This window comes from Streptococcus oralis subsp. tigurinus, from assembly GCF_002093575.1.
Classification (GTDB): Bacteria; Bacillota; Bacilli; order Lactobacillales; family Streptococcaceae; genus Streptococcus; species Streptococcus oralis_CH.
Genome location: NZ_LNVH01000005.1, coordinates 1 through 19,296, shown reverse-complemented (window position 1 = coordinate 19,296; position 19,296 = coordinate 1). Strand labels below are relative to the sequence as shown.

The window sequence follows — 19,296 nt, the reverse complement described above, 5'->3', positions numbered from 1 at the left end:
AATACTCAATGAAAATCAAAGAGCAAACTAGGAAGCTAGCCGCAGGTTGCTCAAAGCACGGCTTTGAGGTTGGAGATAAAGCTGACGTGGTTTGAAGAGATTTTCGAAAGGTATAAAATGAAAAAGGGTGGCGGGGATAGATTATCCCTTGTCGCCACCACTTGTAAGTCCTGAAACAAAGTTCTTTTGTAAGAAGAAGAAGAGTGTACAGATTGGAAGAGCGATGAGGATAGCACCTGCTGAGAAGTAGGCAATCTTCAAGTTCTTCGCATTGTTGACGAAGGTCTGGAGACCAACGGCAACTGTAAAGTACTCTTTCTCACGAAGCAAGAAACTAGAGAGGATATAGTCTCCGAAAGGTCCCATGAAGGCCCAGAGGGCTTGTACCGCAACCATCGGGCGAACAAGAGGGAGAACGATTTGCCAGAAGCGGCGGAAGTGCCCTGCACCATCAAGTTTTGCTGATTCATCAAGAGACATTGGTACGGTATCAAAGTAACCTTTCATCAACCAAGCGTTCATAGGGATACCACCACCGACATAGAGGAAGATGAGGAACCAGCTATGGTTAAGGGCGTTCAACATAAGGGCCATAACGAAGAAGGCTGTCAAAGCGGCCATGGTTGGCACCATTTGGATAATCAAGAAGAAGACCAAACTTTGCTTACGAGCCAAGAAGTTGTAACGGCTGTAGGCATAACCAGCAAGTACGATGATACTTGTTTGAACTGCCATGGTAACCAAGGCGATGATCAAGGTATTGAGATACCATGTACCGTATAGGGTTTCAGTAAAGAGTCCTTTAAAGTTATCAAAATTGAAGTTGATGTTAGTATCGAGTTTAAAGGCTGCGACGTTACCTGCTTTAAAGGCTGACATGATAGTAATCAAAAGTGGATAGATAATGACAATTGATAGGCCGATCAAGTAGAGGTAAGTAAGGGTTTGAGTCAGTCTACGTTTGAGTTTAATTGAGTTATTCATCTTAGACGTCCTCCATATCAAATGCGTGTAGCTTCTTGAATGCGATCATAGAGATAGAGATGACAATGATGGAGATAATCAAGGTAACAGCTGCTGCCATAGAGTATTGAGGAGATGTACCTGTTGTCAAACGGTAAATCCATGAGATCAAGATATCGGTTGAACCAGCTCCACCACCGACACTACCAGGTCCTCCACCATTGAAGAGGTACATGATAGAGAAGTTGTTAAAGTTGAAGGTGTATTGGCTAATCAATGTTGGGGCTGCAACAGCCAAAATCATAGGGAAAGTGATGTTGCGGAATTTTTGCCAAGCATTGGCACCATCGATGTAAGCCGCTTCGTAGAGGTCGTTAGGAATAGACTGTAAAATACCCAAGGTCAAAACGTAGATGTATGGGAAACCTAGCCAACCTTGCATCATAATCAAGGCAATCTTAGTCCAGGTCGGATCTGTTTTCCAAGGGATAAGAGCTCCATCTAAGAAAGGAAGAACCTTAGATAAGAGAGGTAAGACTTGAGTGTTGATAGCTCCGACACTATCATTAAACATATTTGAGAACGTCAAGATAGTGATGAAGGCTGGAACTGCCCAAGGAAGAAGGAAAATAACACCAAAGATACGTTTTCCTTTGATAAATGGTTGGTTAGCAATGATAGCTGTGAAGATACCGATGACGATCTGTAAGGTTGAGGCAGATAAAGCCCAGATGATAGTCCAAGAAAGAACGGCACCAAAGGCTGAACGGAAGGTACTCAAGCTCCAGATGTTTGTGAAGTTGGTCAAACCAACCCAGTCCAACAATTTGTTTGGTGGCAAATGTTGGAAGTCGTAGTTAGTAAAGGCAATCATCAAGGTTACGATAACCGGGAAGATAATCGCAAATGTCATCGCTACATACGATGGGATGATCAAAAGGTATGGGAATCCATTCTCATAAATACCTTTAATCATATCCTTAAAGGTACGAGCTACAGGAATACCGTTGTTGATACGTTTAGCAGTTGTATGTGCGTCCTTGATATTAAAAATATAAAAGAGCAAGTAAACGACAACAAAGATAGAATGGAAAGCACCACGAATCAGCATGAAAAGTGAATTATCACGACCGGGCTTTTCACCAAGGGTGATCAAATTGCTCAATTCAGGGCTTGCAAGTGTTAGAAAATACAGAACAAATAAAATGGTAACACCAAGGAAAATAAATCCTTTAGCTTTTTGTTTGTTATAAATTTGTCCTAAACCAGGAATGATTGACAGCAAGGCTGCTTTGCGAGGCTGTTGTTTTTCCATGATTACTCCTTTCATAGGATGCGAGATAAAACTCGGATTCGATCGTAAGATACGTGCGTATGATAATAAGCGTATCTATAAATTCAAAGGGGGATTTTGCTTCCACCCCCCTTGAACAAATCAATTATTCACCAAATTTTTGTTTGATTGTGTCCTTAATCAATGTTACAGCATCGTTAGCAGCTGTTTTCGCATCTTTTGTACCACTTACAGCTTCAAAGAGCATTGTTTTAGCTGGGTCCCAAACCGCAGACATTTGAGAGATGTTTGGTAGTGGCTGAGTGTTCTTGAACTGTTCAATAACGGCTGTTGTCAACTCATCGTTTTTACCTTCAGCGTATGAACGAGCTTCAGTATTAGCTGGGATTTCGTTAGTCTTATCATATAGTACTTTTTGTTGTTCAGTTGAAACAAGGAAGTCTACAAATTTTTGAGAAGCTTCAAGGTTCTTAACGGCTTGAGGAATGACCCAAGCTTTACCACCACCGAAGGCAGCATATTCTTTTCCATTTGGAAGAGTTGGGATAGTCGCTACACCGTAGTTTACCTTAGCATCTTTAAAGGCTTGAGCTTTCCAAGGCCCATCAATGATAGCAGCTGTTTTACCTTCTTGGAATTGAGTTTGGATCAAGTTTCCAGCACCTTCTGTATCTTGCATACCTTTAGGCCATTTTTCATACCAAGATTTAGCGTAGTTGATACCTGCGATAGAACCGTCGTTTGCAAGACCAATGTCTTTAGGATCTTTACCGTTTTGTCCGAATACGTAACCACCGTTACCAGCAAGAAGTCCGTATGCATAGTAGAAGTTTGTCCAGTCAGCTAGGAAGGCAGTAGTTTTTCCATCTTCACCAGCGAAGGCATATTTGCTATCTTTAGCAAGGTTTTCTAAGTCAGCAAAAGTTTTTGGAGCTTCTTTTATCAAGTCTTTGTTGTAGTACATTACGAGTGACTCGATAACGGCAGGAGCACCGTAAACTTTACCGTCAGCAGCTGTTACAAGAGATTTAGTTGTATCGTCTGTTTTAGCACCGTCGCTCAATTTCACTTCTGAAAGTTGTCCATCACTACCAAGACTACCTACACGGTCGTATGGCGCCATCATAATGTCAGGGACATCACCAGATTGGTTGTCAAGTGAAAGTTTATCAAGGCCTCCTAGAGCATCACCAGTTTTAATAGTAATTTTTACTCCAGAATCTTTTTCATAAGCTTTAGCAACTTCTTCAATATAGCTCTTATATCCCTCGTCTACATATACAGTGAGTTCTTTCGCTTCAGATGAACCAGAATCAGCAGCTTTATCAGCAGATTTGCTTCCGCAAGCTACCAAAAGTAAGCTAGCTAGAGTAGCAGTTCCGAGCACAGCAGCGCTCTTCATGAATTTAGATGACATAGTGTATTCCTCCTAAAGAATAACAGTTATAATTTATTCGGGAAACGCAAACGTTTTCCTTTATGAGCTTAGTATAGCACAAATAGAAAACGGTTGCAAGGTTTTTTTGAAAAAATTTTAAAAAATTTTTAAGGTTTGGAAGTGGAGATGATTGCCTTTAATAGGAAGAAAACATCCTAAACGCTGATTTTCTTATTTTGTGAAAACTAAGGGAAACGATTGCGTTGATTTAGCCCGATTTTCGGAAAATAGAGTAGATGTTCGGAATGAATTATCTTAAATCAGAAAATCTTAAAAAATTTTTTCGCTTATTTCATAAAATATCAGTGGGAACAAGTTTTGTTTGATTAAAATAATTCAAAAAAATTTTTTAAAAACGCTTGCATTTGTGTTTGAAATACGCTATACTTAATTTAACGCAAACGTTTGCGCCTTGATTACGCAACGTTTTATAACAAACACATGAGGTGCTATTATGAAAAAACGTCAAAGTGGTGTGTTGATGCACATCTCTTCTCTGCCAGGAGCATACGGGATTGGATCATTTGGCCAGACTGCCTATGATTTCGTTGATTTCTTGGTTCGTACGAAGCAACGTTACTGGCAAATCCTCCCTCTTGGGACAACAAGCTATGGAGATTCTCCATACCAATCATTCTCGGCCTTTGCTGGAAATACGCATTTTATCGACCTTGATATCTTGGTAGAGCAAGGCTTGCTCGAAGCCAGTGATCTTAAAGGTGTTGACTTTGGTAGCGATGCATCTGAAGTTGACTATGCGAAGATTTATTATGCACGTCGTCCACTTTTAGAAAAAGCAGTGAAACGCTTCTTGGAAGTGGGTGATGTCAAAGATTTTGAGAAGTTTGCTAAAGACAACCAATCATGGCTTGAACTCTTCGCAGAGTATATGGCTATCAAAGAGCATTTTGACAATCTTGCTTGGACAGAATGGCCAGATACAGATGCTCGTGCGCGTAAAGCTTCAGCACTTGAAAGCTACCGTGAGAAATTGACAGACAAGTTGGTTTATCACCGTGTGACTCAATACTTCTTCTTCCAACAATGGTTGAAATTGAAAGCCTACGCTAACGACAACCACATCGAAATCGTTGGGGACATGCCTATCTACGTAGCGGAAGATTCAAGCGACATGTGGGCAAATCCACACCTCTTCAAGACAGATGCCAATGGTAAAGCAACTTGCATTGCAGGATGCCCACCAGATGAGTTTTCTGCAACTGGTCAACTTTGGGGCAACCCAATCTATGACTGGGAAGCAATGGATAAAGACGGTTACAAATGGTGGATTGAACGCTTGCGCGAAAGCTTCAAGATCTACGATATCGTTCGTATCGACCACTTCCGCGGTTTCGAATCTTACTGGGAAATTCCTGCTGGTTCCGATACAGCAGCACCTGGTAAATGGGTGAAAGGCCCAGGCTATAAGCTTTTTGCAGCTGTTAAGGAAGAGCTCGGTGAGCTAAACATCATCGCAGAAGACCTTGGTTTCATGACAGATGAAGTCATCGAGTTGCGTGAACGCACTGGCTTCCCAGGAATGAAGATTCTTCAGTTTGCCTTCAACCCAGAAGACGAAAGTATCGATAGCCCACACTTGGCACCTGCTAACTCTGTTATGTACACAGGAACACACGATAACAATACGGTTCTTGGTTGGTACCGTAATGAAATCGACGATCCAACTCGTGAATACATGGCTCGTTACACGAACCGTAAAGAGTATGAAACAGTGCCACACGCAATGCTTCGCACAGTCTTTTCATCTGTTAGCTTCATGGCTATTGCAACCATGCAAGACTTGCTAGAACTAGATGAGTCAGCTCGTATGAACTTCCCATCTACTCTTGGTGGAAACTGGTCATGGCGTATGACAGCAGATCAATTGACACCAGCTGTTGAAGAAACTTTGCTTGACTTGACTACAATTTATCGCCGAATCAATGAAAATTTGGTAGAATTAAAGAAATAAGACAATATCAGGAGACACATAAACATGTTACCATTAAACGAATTTGTACAAAAACGTTACAATAAAACCATTGCAGAATGTAGTAACGAAGAGCTTTACCTTGCTCTTCTAAACTACAGCAAACTTGCAAGCAGCCAAAAACCAGTGAATACTGGTAAGAAAAAAGTTTACTACATCTCAGCTGAGTTCTTGATCGGTAAACTCTTGTCAAACAACTTGATTAACCTTGGTCTTTACGACGATGTGAAAAAAGAACTTGCTGCTGCAGGTAAAGAGTTGATCGAAATCGAAGAAGTAGAATTGGAACCATCACTTGGTAACGGTGGTTTGGGACGTTTGGCAGCCTGCTTTATCGACTCAATCGCTACACTTGGTTTGAATGGTGATGGTGTTGGTTTGAACTACCACTTCGGTCTTTTCCAACAAGTTCTTAAAAACAACCAACAAGAAACGGTTCCTAACGCTTGGTTGACTGACCAAAACTGGTTGGTTCGCTCAAGCCGTAGCTACCAAGTGCCATTTGCACACTTCACATTGACATCTACTCTTTACGATATCGATGTACCTGGTTACAAAACAGCTACTAAAAACCGCTTGCGTTTGTTTGACTTGGATTCAGTTGATTCTTCTATCATCGAAGATGGTATCAACTTTGACAAGACAGATATCGCTCGCAACTTGACTCTTTTCCTTTACCCAGACGATAGCGATAAACAAGGTGAATTGCTCCGTATCTTCCAACAATACTTCATGGTTTCAAACGGTGCACAATTGATCATCGACGAAGCAATCGAAAAAGGAAGCAACTTGCATGACCTTGCGGACTACGCAGTCGTACAAATCAACGATACTCACCCATCAATGGTGATCCCTGAATTGATCCGTCTTTTGACTGCGCGTGGTATCGAACTTGATGAAGCAATCTCAATTGTACGTAGCATGACTGCCTACACTAACCACACAATCCTTGCTGAAGCCCTTGAAAAATGGCCTCTTGAATTCTTGGAAGAAGTGGTTCCTCACTTGGTACCAATCATCAAAGAATTGGACCGCCGTGTGAAAGCAGAATACAAAGATCCAGCTGTTCAAATCATCGATGAGAGCGGACGTGTTCACATGGCTCACATGGATATCCACTACGGATACAGCGTAAACGGGGTTGCAGCTCTTCACACTGAAATCTTGAAGAACTCAGAGTTGAAAGCTTTCTACGACATCTACCCAGAAAAATTTAATAACAAAACAAACGGTATCACATTCCGTCGTTGGCTCATGCATGCCAACCCAAGACTGTCTCACTACTTGGATGAGATTATTGGCCGTGGTTGGCACCATGAAGCAGATGAGCTTGAAAAACTCTTGTCATACGAAGACAAGGCTGCTGTCAAAGAAAAATTGGAAAGCATCAAGGCTCACAACAAACGTAAATTGGCTCGTCACTTGAAAGAGCACCAAGGTGTGGAAATCAATACAAACTCTATCTTTGATATCCAAATTAAACGTCTTCACGAGTACAAACGTCAACAAATGAACGCTTTGTATGTGATTCACAAATACCTTGATATCAAGGCTGGCAACATCCCTGCTCGCCCAATCACAGTCTTCTTTGGTGGTAAAGCAGCTCCTGCCTACACAATTGCCCAAGACATCATTCACTTGATCCTTTGCTTGTCAGAAGTGATTGCAAATGATCCAGAAGTAGCTCCACACTTGCAAGTCGTAATGGTTGAAAACTACAACGTTACTGCAGCAAGCTTCCTCATCCCAGCATGTGACATCTCTGAACAAATCTCACTTGCTTCTAAAGAAGCTTCAGGTACTGGTAACATGAAATTCATGTTGAACGGAGCTTTGACTCTTGGTACTATGGACGGTGCTAACGTGGAAATCGCTGAGTTGGTTGGCGACGAAAACATCTATATCTTTGGTGAAGATTCAGAAACTGTTATCGACCTTTACGCAAAAGCAGCTTACAAATCAAGCGAATTCTACGCTCGTAAAGCTATCAAACCTTTGGTTGACTTCATCGTGAGCGATGCTGTTCTTGCAGTAGGTAAGAAAGAACGCTTGGAACGTCTTTACAACGAATTGATCAACAAAGACTGGTTCATGACTCTCCTTGACTTGGAAGACTACATCAAAGTCAAAGAGCAAATGCTTGCTGACTACGAAGACCGTGACGCATGGTTGGATAAAGTCATCGTTAACATTTCTAAAGCAGGATTCTTCTCATCTGACCGTACAATCGCTCAGTACAACGAAGATATCTGGCACTTGAACTAAGATACAAATTTATACTAATACATTTTGTAAAAAAGCGAGTTTCGATTGAAATTCGCTTTTTTTGAATAATGTTGATTTGGATCAATCTTGTCTAAAAAGAGATAAATCATAGACATATTGAGAGTTTAACACTATCTTTCAACCTTATGATTCTTCTTAGTTGATTACCTCATATTTCTTGTATTCGCTTACATGAAGTATTATAATATGATTGCAGGAAAGAGGGTGTTCTTATGTGGAAAAAATATTTTTCAAAATATAAATGGACTGATTTATTTTGGATTCTTTTTGTAATTTGGTCATGCCTTTATATGGGTAATAGTAGTTCCTTTCCACTGACTCATCAAGAAATCTCTTTTCATGGATGTTGTTATGGGGCATCACTTGCCTTATATCACTTGCTATTTATTGATAAATTTGTTATTTCGAATCGAAAATAAACGGAGAGGTTAAAATTTTTTCCACTTTTCGGATAGACAGTTGAAAAATCGCGATTTAAACCCGCACCTCTTCTTGAGGTGCGGGTTTTGTAGTATCTCCAAAACTAGCTTACAGTGCTTTTCCAACCAGAATCTCTGCTTCGATGGTAATCTCCGTCAGTTGATTCCAGTCAATCTTGCTTTGGTCAACATGAAAGAGTAAGGGTGTCATGGCAAGCAGGGCTTGGCGTTGCTCAGCCGAGATAGGTTTTGTTAAGGAAGCAATCTGACTAGATTGGATGCTGAAATGTTTCTGGAAATGTTCCTTGATATCTTGGTTGGAATAATCCTTCTTTGTCAGCTGGTCCTGCACCATTTGACGGATTTCCTTGAGGTGATTTTCAGTCGGGATGACCTTAATCAAGATACCATCTTTGGATAAAACGCGACGGAATTCCCCATAGTTGGCAGGTGAGAAGATATCAAGCAAGATATCCATACTGGCGTCTTTTATAGGGAGGCGGGCCAGGTCTCCAACAAACCAGTTGACCGCCCAGTTGGGTTCGCTCTTGGCAGCGATTTGAACGGAATCTTTTGAAATATCAAAGGCGTAGAAGGTTTTGTCATGATGACTTTCTTGGAGTTTGCGAGAGTAGAAACCTTCACCACAGCCGATATCCAAGATAGTTTTGGCAGTTTCTAGTCTTGCAAGCAGGTCTGAGATGATTTCTAAGATAGTCTGATAAAAACCAGCCTCTAGAATTTGTTGGCGGTTTTGAAAGTTTTCCTTGTCGTAGTTGGCAGATTGCTTGATTTGAGGTGCCAGATTGACATAGCCAAATTTAGCCAAGTCAAAAGAATGGCGATTGTTGCATTTGAGACTGCTCTCTACCAGAGTCAGATTTTCTTGGCAGATGGGGCAGGAAAAGGCGCTAGCAGTAGCAAAACGTTGAAGTTTTGGTTTGAGATTTGTATTCATAGTTTTAGTCTAGCAAAAAAAGGACTGGATGGCAAATGCCCCCAGTCTGCTTTTTTAGTATGTAAGAACGAAGTATTTTTTCTTCCCGCGGCGGATAACAGTTAGTTCGTTTTCTAACTTATCTGCGTCACTCAAGACATAGTCAAGGTCTTGGATACGGTCGCCGTTGACGTAGATGGCTCCATTTTGAACATCTTCACGGGCTTGGCGTTTGGAGTTCACCACACCAGATGACACAAGGAGTTCCACGATATTGTGGTTTTCGTCTGCTTGTACTTGGTAGTTTGGTACTCCACGAAGTCCTTGTTTGAGTTCTTTGACAGAAAGGTTCTTGATGTTTCCTGCAAAGAGTTGCTCAGTGATGTTGAGGGCTTCTTTGTAAGCTTCTTCTCCGTGAACAAGAGTCACGACTTCACGAGCCAAGACTTTTTGAGCCAAGCGTTCATGAGGAGCAGCCTCAAACTGCTTGCGGATGTCTTCAATCTCATCTAGTGACAAGAAAGTAAAGATTTTCAAGAAGCGAACAGCGTCAGCGTCCATGACATTCATCCAGAATTGGTACATTTCGTATGGAGAAGTCTTTTCAGGGTTGAGCCAAACAGCGTTTCCTTCTGATTTACCAAATTTCTTACCAGTTGCATCTGTAATGAGTGGCACTGTGATAACGTGGCCAGTCTTGTCAGCCTTCCGACGAAGCAATTCGGTACCAGCTGTCATATTTCCCCACTGGTCAGAACCACCGATTTGTAGCGTTACGTTGTGCTCTTGGTTAAGGACGTAGAAGTCATATCCTTGCATGATTTGGTAAGCGAACTCAGTGTAAGAAATCCCTGTTTCAATCCGTTTCTTCACAGACTCCTTGCTCATCATGTAGTTGACAGTGAAGTATTTTCCGACATCACGGAGGAAGTCAATGAAGCTGATGCTGCCAAACCAGTCGTAGTTGTTGACCATGACAGCTTTATTTTCCCCATTTTCAAAGTCAAGAAAACGAGAAAGTTGTCCTTGGATAGACTTGACCCAGCCCTCTACTGTGTCTTTTGTTTGGAGACTACGCTCAGCATCTTTGAAGGACGGATCTCCGATGAGACCTGTAGCACCGCCAACGAGCGCATAAGGTTTGTGACCTGCTAGCTGCAAGCGACGACTTGTCAAGATTGCGACAAGGTGGCCTAGGTGAAGGCTGTCAGCAGTTGGATCGTAGCCAGTATAATAAGAAACTTGACCTTCTTCTAGGGCTTTACGCAAAGCTTCTTCATCAGTCGTTTGAAAAATCAAACCACGCTCTTTTAGCTCATCAAAAATGTGCATGTGTCTTTTCTCCTTTATAAAATATTGTTTCTACCTATTGTATCACAAACTTGATTAATAGCCTAGTGGAATAAGGAAGAAAGTGGCTATTTTATTGAAAGTTTTCCTTTTATGGTATAATAGAGAAAGCGAGGACATTCATGAAAGAAAGAATTAATGAATTAAAAACAAAAATGCTGCATTTTTTCCAGCAGCTAACTGCTAAATGGAAACAAAGACAAGCAGATAAGAAAATCGATAAAAAGGCGACCTCTTCTGATAAAGTTAGAAGGGCAGGATCTAATTTTGCTAGGGTTTTGAGTGGGTTTAAAATAGTCTTTAATACTCTCTTTATCCTAGGTTTTATCGGTGGACTGTTTGGTGCTGGGGTGGCTATGGGTTATGGAGTTGCCCTATTTGACAAGGCCCAGGTCCCTCAAGCAGAAGAGTTGGTCAAGCAAGTGAAGGATATTGCCTCTATCTCAGAAATCACTTATTCTGACGGCAGTACCATTGCCTCGATCGAGGGCGATTTGTTGCGCACTTCAGTCGCTTCAGGTGCTATTTCGGATAATCTTAAAAAGGCTATCATTGCGACAGAAGACGAGAATTTCAACGAGCACAAGGGAGTTGTGCCTAAGGCCGTTATTCGTGCGACCTTGGGAACTTTTGTTGGTCTGGGGTCATCCAGTGGTGGTTCGACCTTGACCCAGCAGGTCATCAAGCAGCAAGTGGTGGGGGATGCTCCAACTCTGGCTCGTAAGGCCAAAGAGATTATTGATGCTCTGGCTTTAGAACGGGCCATGGGTAAGGATGAGATTTTAACAACCTACCTTAACATAGCTCCTTTTGGTCGCAATCACAAAGGTCAGAATATTGCAGGTGCCCAGCAGGCTGCAGAAGGGATCTTTGGGGTTAAGGCTTCGGATCTAACGGTCCCTCAAGCAGCCTTTATCGCAGGATTGCCACAGAGTCCAATTAGTTACTCCCCTTATGAATCTGACGGTAGTATGAAGAGCGAGGAGGATTTGGCTCTGGGGGTCAAACGGGCTAGAGATGTTCTCTATAATATGTACCGGACAGGGGCTCTAAGTCAGGAAGATTACGATAAGTACAAAGATTATGACTTTAAGAAAGACTTCTTACCATCTGGTAGTGTCAGCGGTACTTCGCGTGACTATCTCTACTTCGCAACCTTGGCAGAAGCTACTGATCGGATGTATGACTATCTGATTCAGAGAGATAATGTTTCTGTACAAGAGCAAAAGAATGAATCCATCCAGAAAGCTTATCGTGATTTAGCGACTAAGGAAATTGAAAATGGTGGCTATAAGATTACGACAACTATCAATAAAAATGTTCATGCTGCGATGCAAAATGCGGTGGCAACCTACGGCTATCTGCTAGATGATTCGACAGGACAGCCTGAGGTGGGGAATGTCCTCATGGACAACCAAACAGGAGCTATTCTTGGATTTGTCGGTGGTCGCAATTATCAAAAAAATCAGAATAACCACGCTATCGACACAAAACGTTCTCCTGCTTCGACTACTAAGCCGATATTGGCTTACAGTATTGCCATCGACCAAGGTCTGATGGGAAGTGCAAGTATCTTATCAAACTATCCGACCAACTTTTCAAACGGCAATCCTATCATGTATGTCAATAGTCCTGGTACAGGGATGATGACGTTAGGGGAGGCCCTTAACTACTCATGGAATATCCCAGCCTACTGGACTTATCGTACACTCCGAGAGAAGGGTGTTGATGTTAAAGGCTATATGGAAAAAATGGGTTACGAAATCCCAGAATATGGTATTGAGAGTTTACCGATGGGCGGAGGAATTGACGTTACAGTTGCTCAGCATACCAACGGATATCAGACTCTGGCCAACAACGGAGTTTACCATAAGAAACATATGATTGCGAAGATCGAGTCAACAGATGGTCGAGTGGTTTATGAACATAAAGATAAACCTGTCCAAGTTTACTCAAAAGCGACAGCGACCATCATGCAAAGTTTACTTCGCGATGTTATTTCATCTCGGATTACCTCAAGTTTCCAGACAGACTTGGCTACCATCAATCCCAGCCTCGCTAGCGCCGACTGGATTGGAAAAACTGGTACAACCAATGAAGACGAAAATATGTGGCTTATGCTTTCTACGCCTCGCTTGACCTTGGGTGGCTGGCTAGGTCACGATGACAACCGCCCACTAGCCAAAGGGGCGGGCCACTACCGCAATGCCAACTATATGGCCCACTTGGTTAATGCTATTCAACAAGCAAAACCTGGCATTTGGGGGAATGAGCGCTTTAATCTTGACTCAAGTGTGACCAAGTCACAAGTTCTCAAGTCGACAGGGGAGAAACCGGGCAAGGTTTCAATTAATGGCAAAGAAGTTAACGTTTCCGGTTCTACCGTAACAAGTTACTGGGCTACTAAAGAAGGGGCGCCAGTAACCACCTACCGCTTCGCTATTGGAGGAAGCGATGCAGATTATCAGAATGCTTGGAAGAATATTCTAGGAAGCATTCCTGCAGTAACTCCTCCAATCTCAAGTAGCAGTTCGGGAACAACAAGTTCGAGTGGAAATACTCAGAGTGGCTCTTCAGGACGTTCACGTCTATTTAATCGTTAAGATAGAGTAGCAGCAAGGTTAGTAATTTCTCCTTGTTGCTACTTTTTTCTTTGTTAGTTTCGTGTTACAATAGGAGTATGAATCATTATCAGAAAAAGATTGTTAAGGGAACACTATACTCGCTACTCTCAGGCTTAATCTGGGGGATCTGTGGGATTTTAGGAGAGTATTTTTTCACTCATTATCCAGTGTCTTCTGGATGGATTACTTCTATGCGTTTACTAGTGGCGGGGAGTTTGGTTTTAGGTTTATCTGCTTTTCAGTTGCGTAGCCACTTGTTGGACATCTGGCGTGATAAAAAAAATTATCTACCTTTTTTAGCCTATGCTATTCTAGGTATTTTTTCTGTGCAGTTTTTCTTTTATCTCTGCGTTGAGTATTCCAATGCGACGACGGCGACCATTTTGCAATTTATCAGCCCAGTTTTTATCCTGTTTTACAATCGAATCATCTATCAGAAGAAGGCTTCGACTACAGCAGTTTTCTATGTTTTGATTGCCATGCTAGGTGTTTTTTTGATGGCTACAAAAGGGGACTTGTCCCAGTTATCCATGACACCTTTGGCTCTAGTAACAGGTTTGCTCAGTGCAGTAGGGGTCATGTTTAATGTTATCCTTCCCCAGCGTTTTGCACGGCGCTACGGATTTGTTCCGACTGTTGGTTGGGGGATGATTCTGGCAGGACTCTTTAGTAATTTCCTTTACCCCATTTATCGGATAAGTTTTCAAGTGGATCTAGTAAGTGTGCTGATTTGTCTGATGATTGCCGTGTTTGGCACCGCTTTTGCCTTCTTCCTATCTATGAAGGCTGTGTCCCTCGTTTCCCCGCTGGTCGTATCGGTGGTGAGTGCTAGCGAACCGCTTTCTTCAGCTTTATTAAGTGTTCTTTTTCTGGGATTGGTCATGGATGGTTTTTTGGCTTTAGCTATGGTGTTGATTATCGTTCCGATGATTTTCTTATCTGTAGAAGAAGCAAAACAAGCTAAGTAAAGATGCTTATTTGATAGTTGAGGCTTCAAATTTGAGGCCTTTTTTGGTAGAATAGGTATCATTATAACGAACCAGGAGGCGCCTATGACTGCTACAAAAATGAACGCTCAAGAAATTATCCAATTTATCGCCAATGCTGAAAAGAAAACCAGTGTCAAAGTAACCTTTGAGGGGCAACTCGCAACTGCTGTGCCTAGTTCTGTTGTCAAACTAGGAAATGTTTTATTCGGAGACTGGAAGGACGTAGCTCCGCTTCTCGAAGGTTTGGTAGAAAATCAAGACTATGTTGTTGAGCAAGATGCTCGTAATTCTGCAGTCCCTTTACTAGATAAACGTGATATCAACGCACGTATCGAGCCAGGTGCTATTATCCGTGACCAGGTTGAAATTGGTGACAATGCTGTTATCATGATGGGAGCTGTTATCAATATCGGTGCTGAAATTGGTGCTGGAACCATGATTGACATGGGTGCCATCCTTGGAGGTCGCGCTATTGTTGGAAAAAACAGCCACGTTGGTGCAGGTGCGGTTTTGGCAGGTGTGATTGAGCCAGCTAGTGCTGAACCAGTCCGTGTTGGAGATAATGTTCTTATCGGTGCTAATGCAGTGGTGATCGAAGGGGTCCAAATCGGTAGTGGTTCAGTTGTTGCAGCAGGAGCTATCGTTACCCAAGATGTTCCAGAAAACGTTGTAGTGGCAGGTGTTCCGGCTCGTATCATCAAAGAGATTGATGCCCAAACCCAACAAAAAACAGCGCTTGAGGATGCGCTTCGTACCTTGTAATTGTAAAAGTAAAAAAGAGGCGGAACCCTTTTTCCAGCCTCTTTCTTCTATATAGGAGGACAGATAGATGTTAGATTTGATTCAGACTAGACGAGATTTACACCAGATTCCAGAGATTGGCTTGGAGGAGTTTAAGACTCAGGCTTATTTGCTGGATGTGATTGAGAAATTAACTACGGGCAAGAACTTTGTTCAAGTTCGTACTTGGCGGACAGGGATTTTGGTCTACCTGCAGGGAAGTCAGCCGGAGCGAACCATTGGTTGGCGAACAGACATTGATGGTCTGCCTATTGTCGAACAAACAGGACTGCCTTTCGCCTCTCAACACCAAGGTCGCATGCATGCTTGTGGCCATGATTTTCATATGACCATTGCCTTAGGATGTCTCGAACGCGCCCTGGAGGAACAACCCAAGAATAATTTGCTCTTCCTATTTCAGCCTGCTGAAGAAAATGAAGCAGGTGGCATGCTCATGTATGAGGATGGTGCTTTTGGGGACTGGCTGCCAGACCAATTTTATGGTCTCCATGTTCGTCCAGATCTGAAGGTTGGACAGATTGCGACCAATACACACACTCTCTTTGCAGGGACCTGTGAGGTGAAGATTCGTTTCAAAGGAAAAGGAGGGCATGCAGCTTTTCCGCATGAAGCCAATGACGCCTTGGTGGCTGCTAGTTACTTTGTAACCCAAGTACAGTCAGTTGTCAGCCGCAATGTTAATCCCATCGAGGGAGCGGTGGTGACCTTTGGCGTTTTTCAAGCTGGAACAACCAACAATGTCATTACAGACACAGCATTTTTACACGGAACCATTCGCGCCTTGACTCAGGACATGAGCCTCTTGGTACAAAAAAGAGTCAAGACAGTCGCAGAAGGGGTTGCAGCAGCCTTTGATATGGAAGTCGAAGTGGAACTCAAGCAAGGAGGCTACCTACCTGTGGAGAACAATCCAGCCTTGGCGCGTGAACTGATGGATTTCTTTGAAGAAAAAGAGGGAATCGAGTTGATTGATATCGAGCCTGCTATGACTGGTGAGGACTTTGGTTATCTCCTTTCGAAGGTAGATGGCGTTATGTTCTGGCTAGGTATCGATAGTCCCTACGCCCTTCATCACCCTCAGATGAGCCCTAAGGAAGAAGCCTTAGCCATTGGGGTAGATGCGGTCTCTAGTTTCCTGAAAAAGAAGGCAGCAGAGTAAGAGGGATTGTCTATGAAAGCAGAACTACGCAAGAAAATTTTGCAAGAAATGAAGACTCTATCTCAGGAGCAAAAACAGGCTATGGATCGAGCTTTAACTGAGCGATTTTTAAATCACCCCTTTTACCAAGAAGCTAAGGTCATCGCAACTTATCTCTCCTTTCCGCATGAATTTCAAACGCAAGAACTGATTGAGCAGGCACTGAAGGACGGCAAGAAGGTCCTGATACCCAAAACCTATCCCAAGGGGCGCATGGAGTTTGTGGTCTATAATCCGCAGCAGTTGCTAAAAACTTCCTTTGGTTTACTGGAACCGCAAGGAGACTTGGAAGTGGTGGATCCGTCTCAAATTGATTTAATCCATGTTCCGGGCTTGGCTTTTACAACAGAGGGCTATCGAATCGGATATGGTGGAGGCTACTACGACCGCTATCTGGAACATTTTGCTGGGCATACCATGAGTACAATCTATCCTTGTCAAATCCAAACATTTAATCCAGATAGCCACGATATTCCCGTTCAGGAGGTATTGATCTATGAAGGAAATCTTTGATAAACGTTACCCTGTGACCAGTTTTTTCCTCCTAGTGACTGGCCTTGTATTTTTACTGATGCTGATTACTACGGGTATCAACTTTGATCAGGCCAAAACTCTGTTTCAGTTTGGAGCTATGTATGGACCGATCATTCGCCTGTTCCCAGAGCAGATGTGGCGCCTTTTTTCGGCTATATTTGTGCATATCGGTTGGGAACATTTCATTGTCAATATGATTTCGCTCTACTTTCTTGGACGACAGGTGGAGGAGATTTTCGGCTCCAAGCAGTTCTTTTTTCTCTATCTCTTATCAGGAATGATGGGCAATCTCTTTGTTTTTGCTTTCACACCGAAAGTCCTAGCAGCAGGGGCCTCCACTTCTCTCTATGGGTTATTTGCTGCGATTATCGTCTTGCGTTATGCAACTCGTAGCCCCTATATCCAGCAGTTGGGGCAATCCTATCTGACACTTTTCGTGATAAATATCATTGGAAGTATTCTGATTCCAGGAATCAGCCTAGCAGGCCATATCGGAGGTGCAGTAGGCGGTGCTTTTCTAGCAGTCATTTTTCCAGTCAAATGGGAGAGGAAGATGTATAGTACCAGCCAGCGAATTGGAGCAACTGTACTTTTTATCGCACTAGCCGTTTTCCTTTGCTATAAGGGAATGAGCTATGTGTAGGGGGATAGTTAAAAAGCTACCCAAAGAATGAGTAGCTTTTTGTGTAGATTGGAACCATTCGAAACAACACAGCTCTAAAACAGCTAAAAGAAATCAAGACAAGTATTGACTGTTTTGGAACCATTCGAAACAACACAGCTCTAAAACTGGCTGCCAACTTAGCATTCTCACGTTCAAGTTTTGGAACCATTCGAAACAACACAGCTCTAAAACGTATTCCTCTACTGTCATTTCTGTATTGATGTTTTGGAACCATTCGAAACAACACAGCTCTAAAACTCGAGTGAGCAACCGGTGCGACATACTTCAGTTTTGGAACCATTCGAAACAACACAGCTCTAAAACGGAAGTCCAGCCTTAGTAGCCTCGCGGGCTGTTTTGGAACCATTCGAAACAACACAGCTCTAAAACAGACACGCCTGGCGATACTGCTGCACGGAAGTTTTGGAACCATTCGAAACAACACAGCTCTAAAACTGGTTCGCCGAAGCATATTGTCCATCACTAGTTTTGGAACCATTCGAAACAACACAGCTCTAAAACTTTCGGCGTTCAAAGAACGTTACTGCGTCCGTTTTGGAACCATTCGAAACAACACAGCTCTAAAACTAGTCTGCGTTCAAGTCGGTTACATCGAAGGTTTTGGAACCATTCGAAACAACACAGCTCTAAAACTGCGTGATAAGACTGTCGTAGCTTTGGAGGGTTTTGGAACCATTCGAAACAACACAGCTCTAAAACATATAGTTCAGTATGTCTACCGGTTCAATGGGTTTTGGAACCATTCGAAACAACACAGCTCTAAAACTTTTGCTACACTAAAAGGATTGATATCTCCGTTTTGGAACCATTCGAAACAACACAGCTCTAAAACTAGCTTGTTCATAGCCTTCTACATCGATTGGTTTTGGAACCATTCGAAACAACACAGCTCTAAAACTGGAATTCCCATTGACACGTAGAGCGATGTGTTTTGGAACCATTCGAAACAACACAGCTCTAAAACTAACTCCACCGGGACTGGTGGAGTTTTTTGGTTTTGGAACCATTCGAAACAACACAGCTCTAAAACCGACTGAACTGTGGAACGATTGAATGAGACGTTTTGGAACCATTCGAAACAACACAGCTCTAAAACAAGAGTACACATGGCTAGGTAAGACTCTGAGTTTTGGAACCATTCGAAACAACACAGCTCTAAAACAAAGAGTTTAGCAAAATCGTCAGAACTAATGTTTTGGAACCATTCGAAACAACACAGCTCTAAAACAGCTATTCCGTTCAGCGATTGGCGCGATCAGTTTTGGAACCATTCGAAACAACACAGCTCTATAACCTCTTGCAATACGATTGGGTAGTCGATGAGGTTTTGGAACCATTCGAAACAACACAGCTCTAAAACGACAAGCCTTAAATACGACTTTTTGAATTAGGTTTTGGAACCATTCGAAACAACACAGCTCTAAAACGAGCGACTGGTAATGCTTGATTTTAGCAATGTTTTGGAACCATTCGAAACAACACAGCTCTAAAACACATCTGTTGTTTTAACACCTGTGCGTTTTGTTTTGGAACCATTCGAAACAACACAGCTCTAAAACTAATCTCTCCAGTATCAAGGTCAACAATACGTTTTGGAACCATTCGAAACAACACAGCTCTAAAACTGCCCAAAGAAGTACAAAAAGACACTCAAGGTTTTGGAACCATTCGAAACAACACAGCTCTAAAACCTCTTGCAATACGATTGGGTAGTCGATGAGGTTTTGGAACCATTCGAAACAACACAGCTCTAAAACGACAAGCCTTAAATACGACTTTTTGAATTAG

General features: G+C 42.5%; 14 protein-coding genes and 1 CRISPR repeat array. Of the genes, 9 read left to right on the top strand and 5 right to left on the bottom strand.

The genetic code is table 11. The features are described 5' to 3' along the window. Positions 1-141 precede the first annotated feature (141 nt). The 3 genes from ATE37_RS07230 to ATE37_RS07220 all read right to left on the bottom strand — a co-directional run bounded on the left by ATE37_RS07230 (position 142) and on the right by ATE37_RS07220 (position 3,674). Positions 142-984, bottom strand: coding sequence for a sugar ABC transporter permease (locus tag ATE37_RS07230; RefSeq protein WP_084868529.1), 843 nt, complete (start codon positions 982-984; stop codon positions 142-144). Between the two features lies 1 nt (position 985). Next, positions 986-2,278 (bottom strand): sugar ABC transporter permease, encoded by a 1,293-nt coding sequence (locus tag ATE37_RS07225; RefSeq protein ID WP_180382775.1) that lies wholly within the window; start codon positions 2,276-2,278, stop codon positions 986-988. Positions 2,279-2,402: 124 nt separating this feature from the next. Further along, on the bottom strand, positions 2,403-3,674 hold the full coding sequence (locus ATE37_RS07220; protein ID WP_084868527.1) for an extracellular solute-binding protein: 1,272 nt from the start codon (positions 3,672-3,674) through the stop codon (positions 2,403-2,405). 475 nt (positions 3,675-4,149) lie between these two features. Between ATE37_RS07220 and malQ the strand changes: the two genes are divergently transcribed. From malQ to ATE37_RS10980, 3 genes are all read left to right on the top strand, one after another. Further along, the gene (malQ, locus tag ATE37_RS07215) at positions 4,150-5,667 is read left to right on the top strand and encodes a 4-alpha-glucanotransferase (RefSeq protein WP_084868526.1); all 1,518 of its coding nucleotides are present in this window, start codon (positions 4,150-4,152) and stop codon (positions 5,665-5,667) included. A 24-nt stretch (positions 5,668-5,691) separates the two neighbouring features. Further along, positions 5,692-7,950, top strand: a complete 2,259-nt coding sequence (gene glgP, locus ATE37_RS07210; protein ID WP_084868525.1) for a glycogen/starch/alpha-glucan family phosphorylase — start codon at positions 5,692-5,694, stop codon at positions 7,948-7,950. 233 nt (positions 7,951-8,183) lie between these two features. Next, positions 8,184-8,390, top strand: a complete 207-nt coding sequence (locus ATE37_RS10980; protein WP_042800250.1) for a hypothetical protein — start codon at positions 8,184-8,186, stop codon at positions 8,388-8,390. 109 nt (positions 8,391-8,499) lie between these two features. Here the strand turns inward: ATE37_RS10980 and ATE37_RS07200 are convergent, their stop codons facing one another. Both ATE37_RS07200 and tyrS read right to left on the bottom strand, forming a co-directional pair. Beyond that, positions 8,500-9,348, bottom strand: a complete 849-nt coding sequence (locus ATE37_RS07200; RefSeq protein WP_084868524.1) for a putative RNA methyltransferase — start codon at positions 9,346-9,348, stop codon at positions 8,500-8,502. Positions 9,349-9,402: 54 nt separating this feature from the next. Next, positions 9,403-10,659 (bottom strand): tyrosine--tRNA ligase, encoded by a 1,257-nt coding sequence (tyrS, locus tag ATE37_RS07195; protein WP_000546907.1) that lies wholly within the window; start codon positions 10,657-10,659, stop codon positions 9,403-9,405. Between the two features lie 140 nt (positions 10,660-10,799). Between tyrS and pbp1b the strand changes: the two genes are divergently transcribed. The 6 genes from pbp1b (at position 10,800) to ATE37_RS07165 (ending at position 17,466) form a co-directional block, all read left to right on the top strand. Continuing rightward, the gene (pbp1b, locus tag ATE37_RS07190; RefSeq protein WP_084868523.1) at positions 10,800-13,280 is read left to right on the top strand and encodes a penicillin-binding protein PBP1B; all 2,481 of its coding nucleotides are present in this window, start codon (positions 10,800-10,802) and stop codon (positions 13,278-13,280) included. Positions 13,281-13,357: 77 nt separating this feature from the next. Then, on the top strand, positions 13,358-14,269 hold the full coding sequence (locus ATE37_RS07185) for a DMT family transporter (protein ID WP_084868522.1): 912 nt from the start codon (positions 13,358-13,360) through the stop codon (positions 14,267-14,269). Positions 14,270-14,353: 84 nt separating this feature from the next. Further along, entirely contained in the window at positions 14,354-15,052 is a 699-nt protein-coding gene (gene dapD / locus ATE37_RS07180; RefSeq protein ID WP_084868521.1) for a 2,3,4,5-tetrahydropyridine-2,6-dicarboxylate N-acetyltransferase, read from the top strand. 67 nt (positions 15,053-15,119) lie between these two features. Next, entirely contained in the window at positions 15,120-16,250 is a 1,131-nt protein-coding gene (locus tag ATE37_RS07175; protein ID WP_084868520.1) for an N-acetyldiaminopimelate deacetylase, read from the top strand. A 12-nt stretch (positions 16,251-16,262) separates the two neighbouring features. After that, complete coding sequence (locus tag ATE37_RS07170; protein WP_084868519.1) at positions 16,263-16,802, top strand: 5-formyltetrahydrofolate cyclo-ligase; 540 nt, start codon at positions 16,263-16,265, stop codon at positions 16,800-16,802. Next, positions 16,786-17,466 carry a rhomboid family intramembrane serine protease gene (locus tag ATE37_RS07165; protein WP_084868518.1) on the top strand — a complete coding sequence of 227 codons (681 nt, stop codon included), beginning with the start codon at positions 16,786-16,788 and terminating at the stop codon, positions 17,464-17,466. Before ATE37_RS07170 ends, ATE37_RS07165 begins: the two co-directional genes overlap by 17 nt. A 45-nt stretch (positions 17,467-17,511) precedes the next feature. After that, positions 17,512-19,265: direct repeats of the CRISPR family, unit length 36 nt; unit sequence GTTTTGGAACCATTCGAAACAACACAGCTCTAAAAC. Between the last annotated feature and the right edge of the window lie 31 nt (positions 19,266-19,296).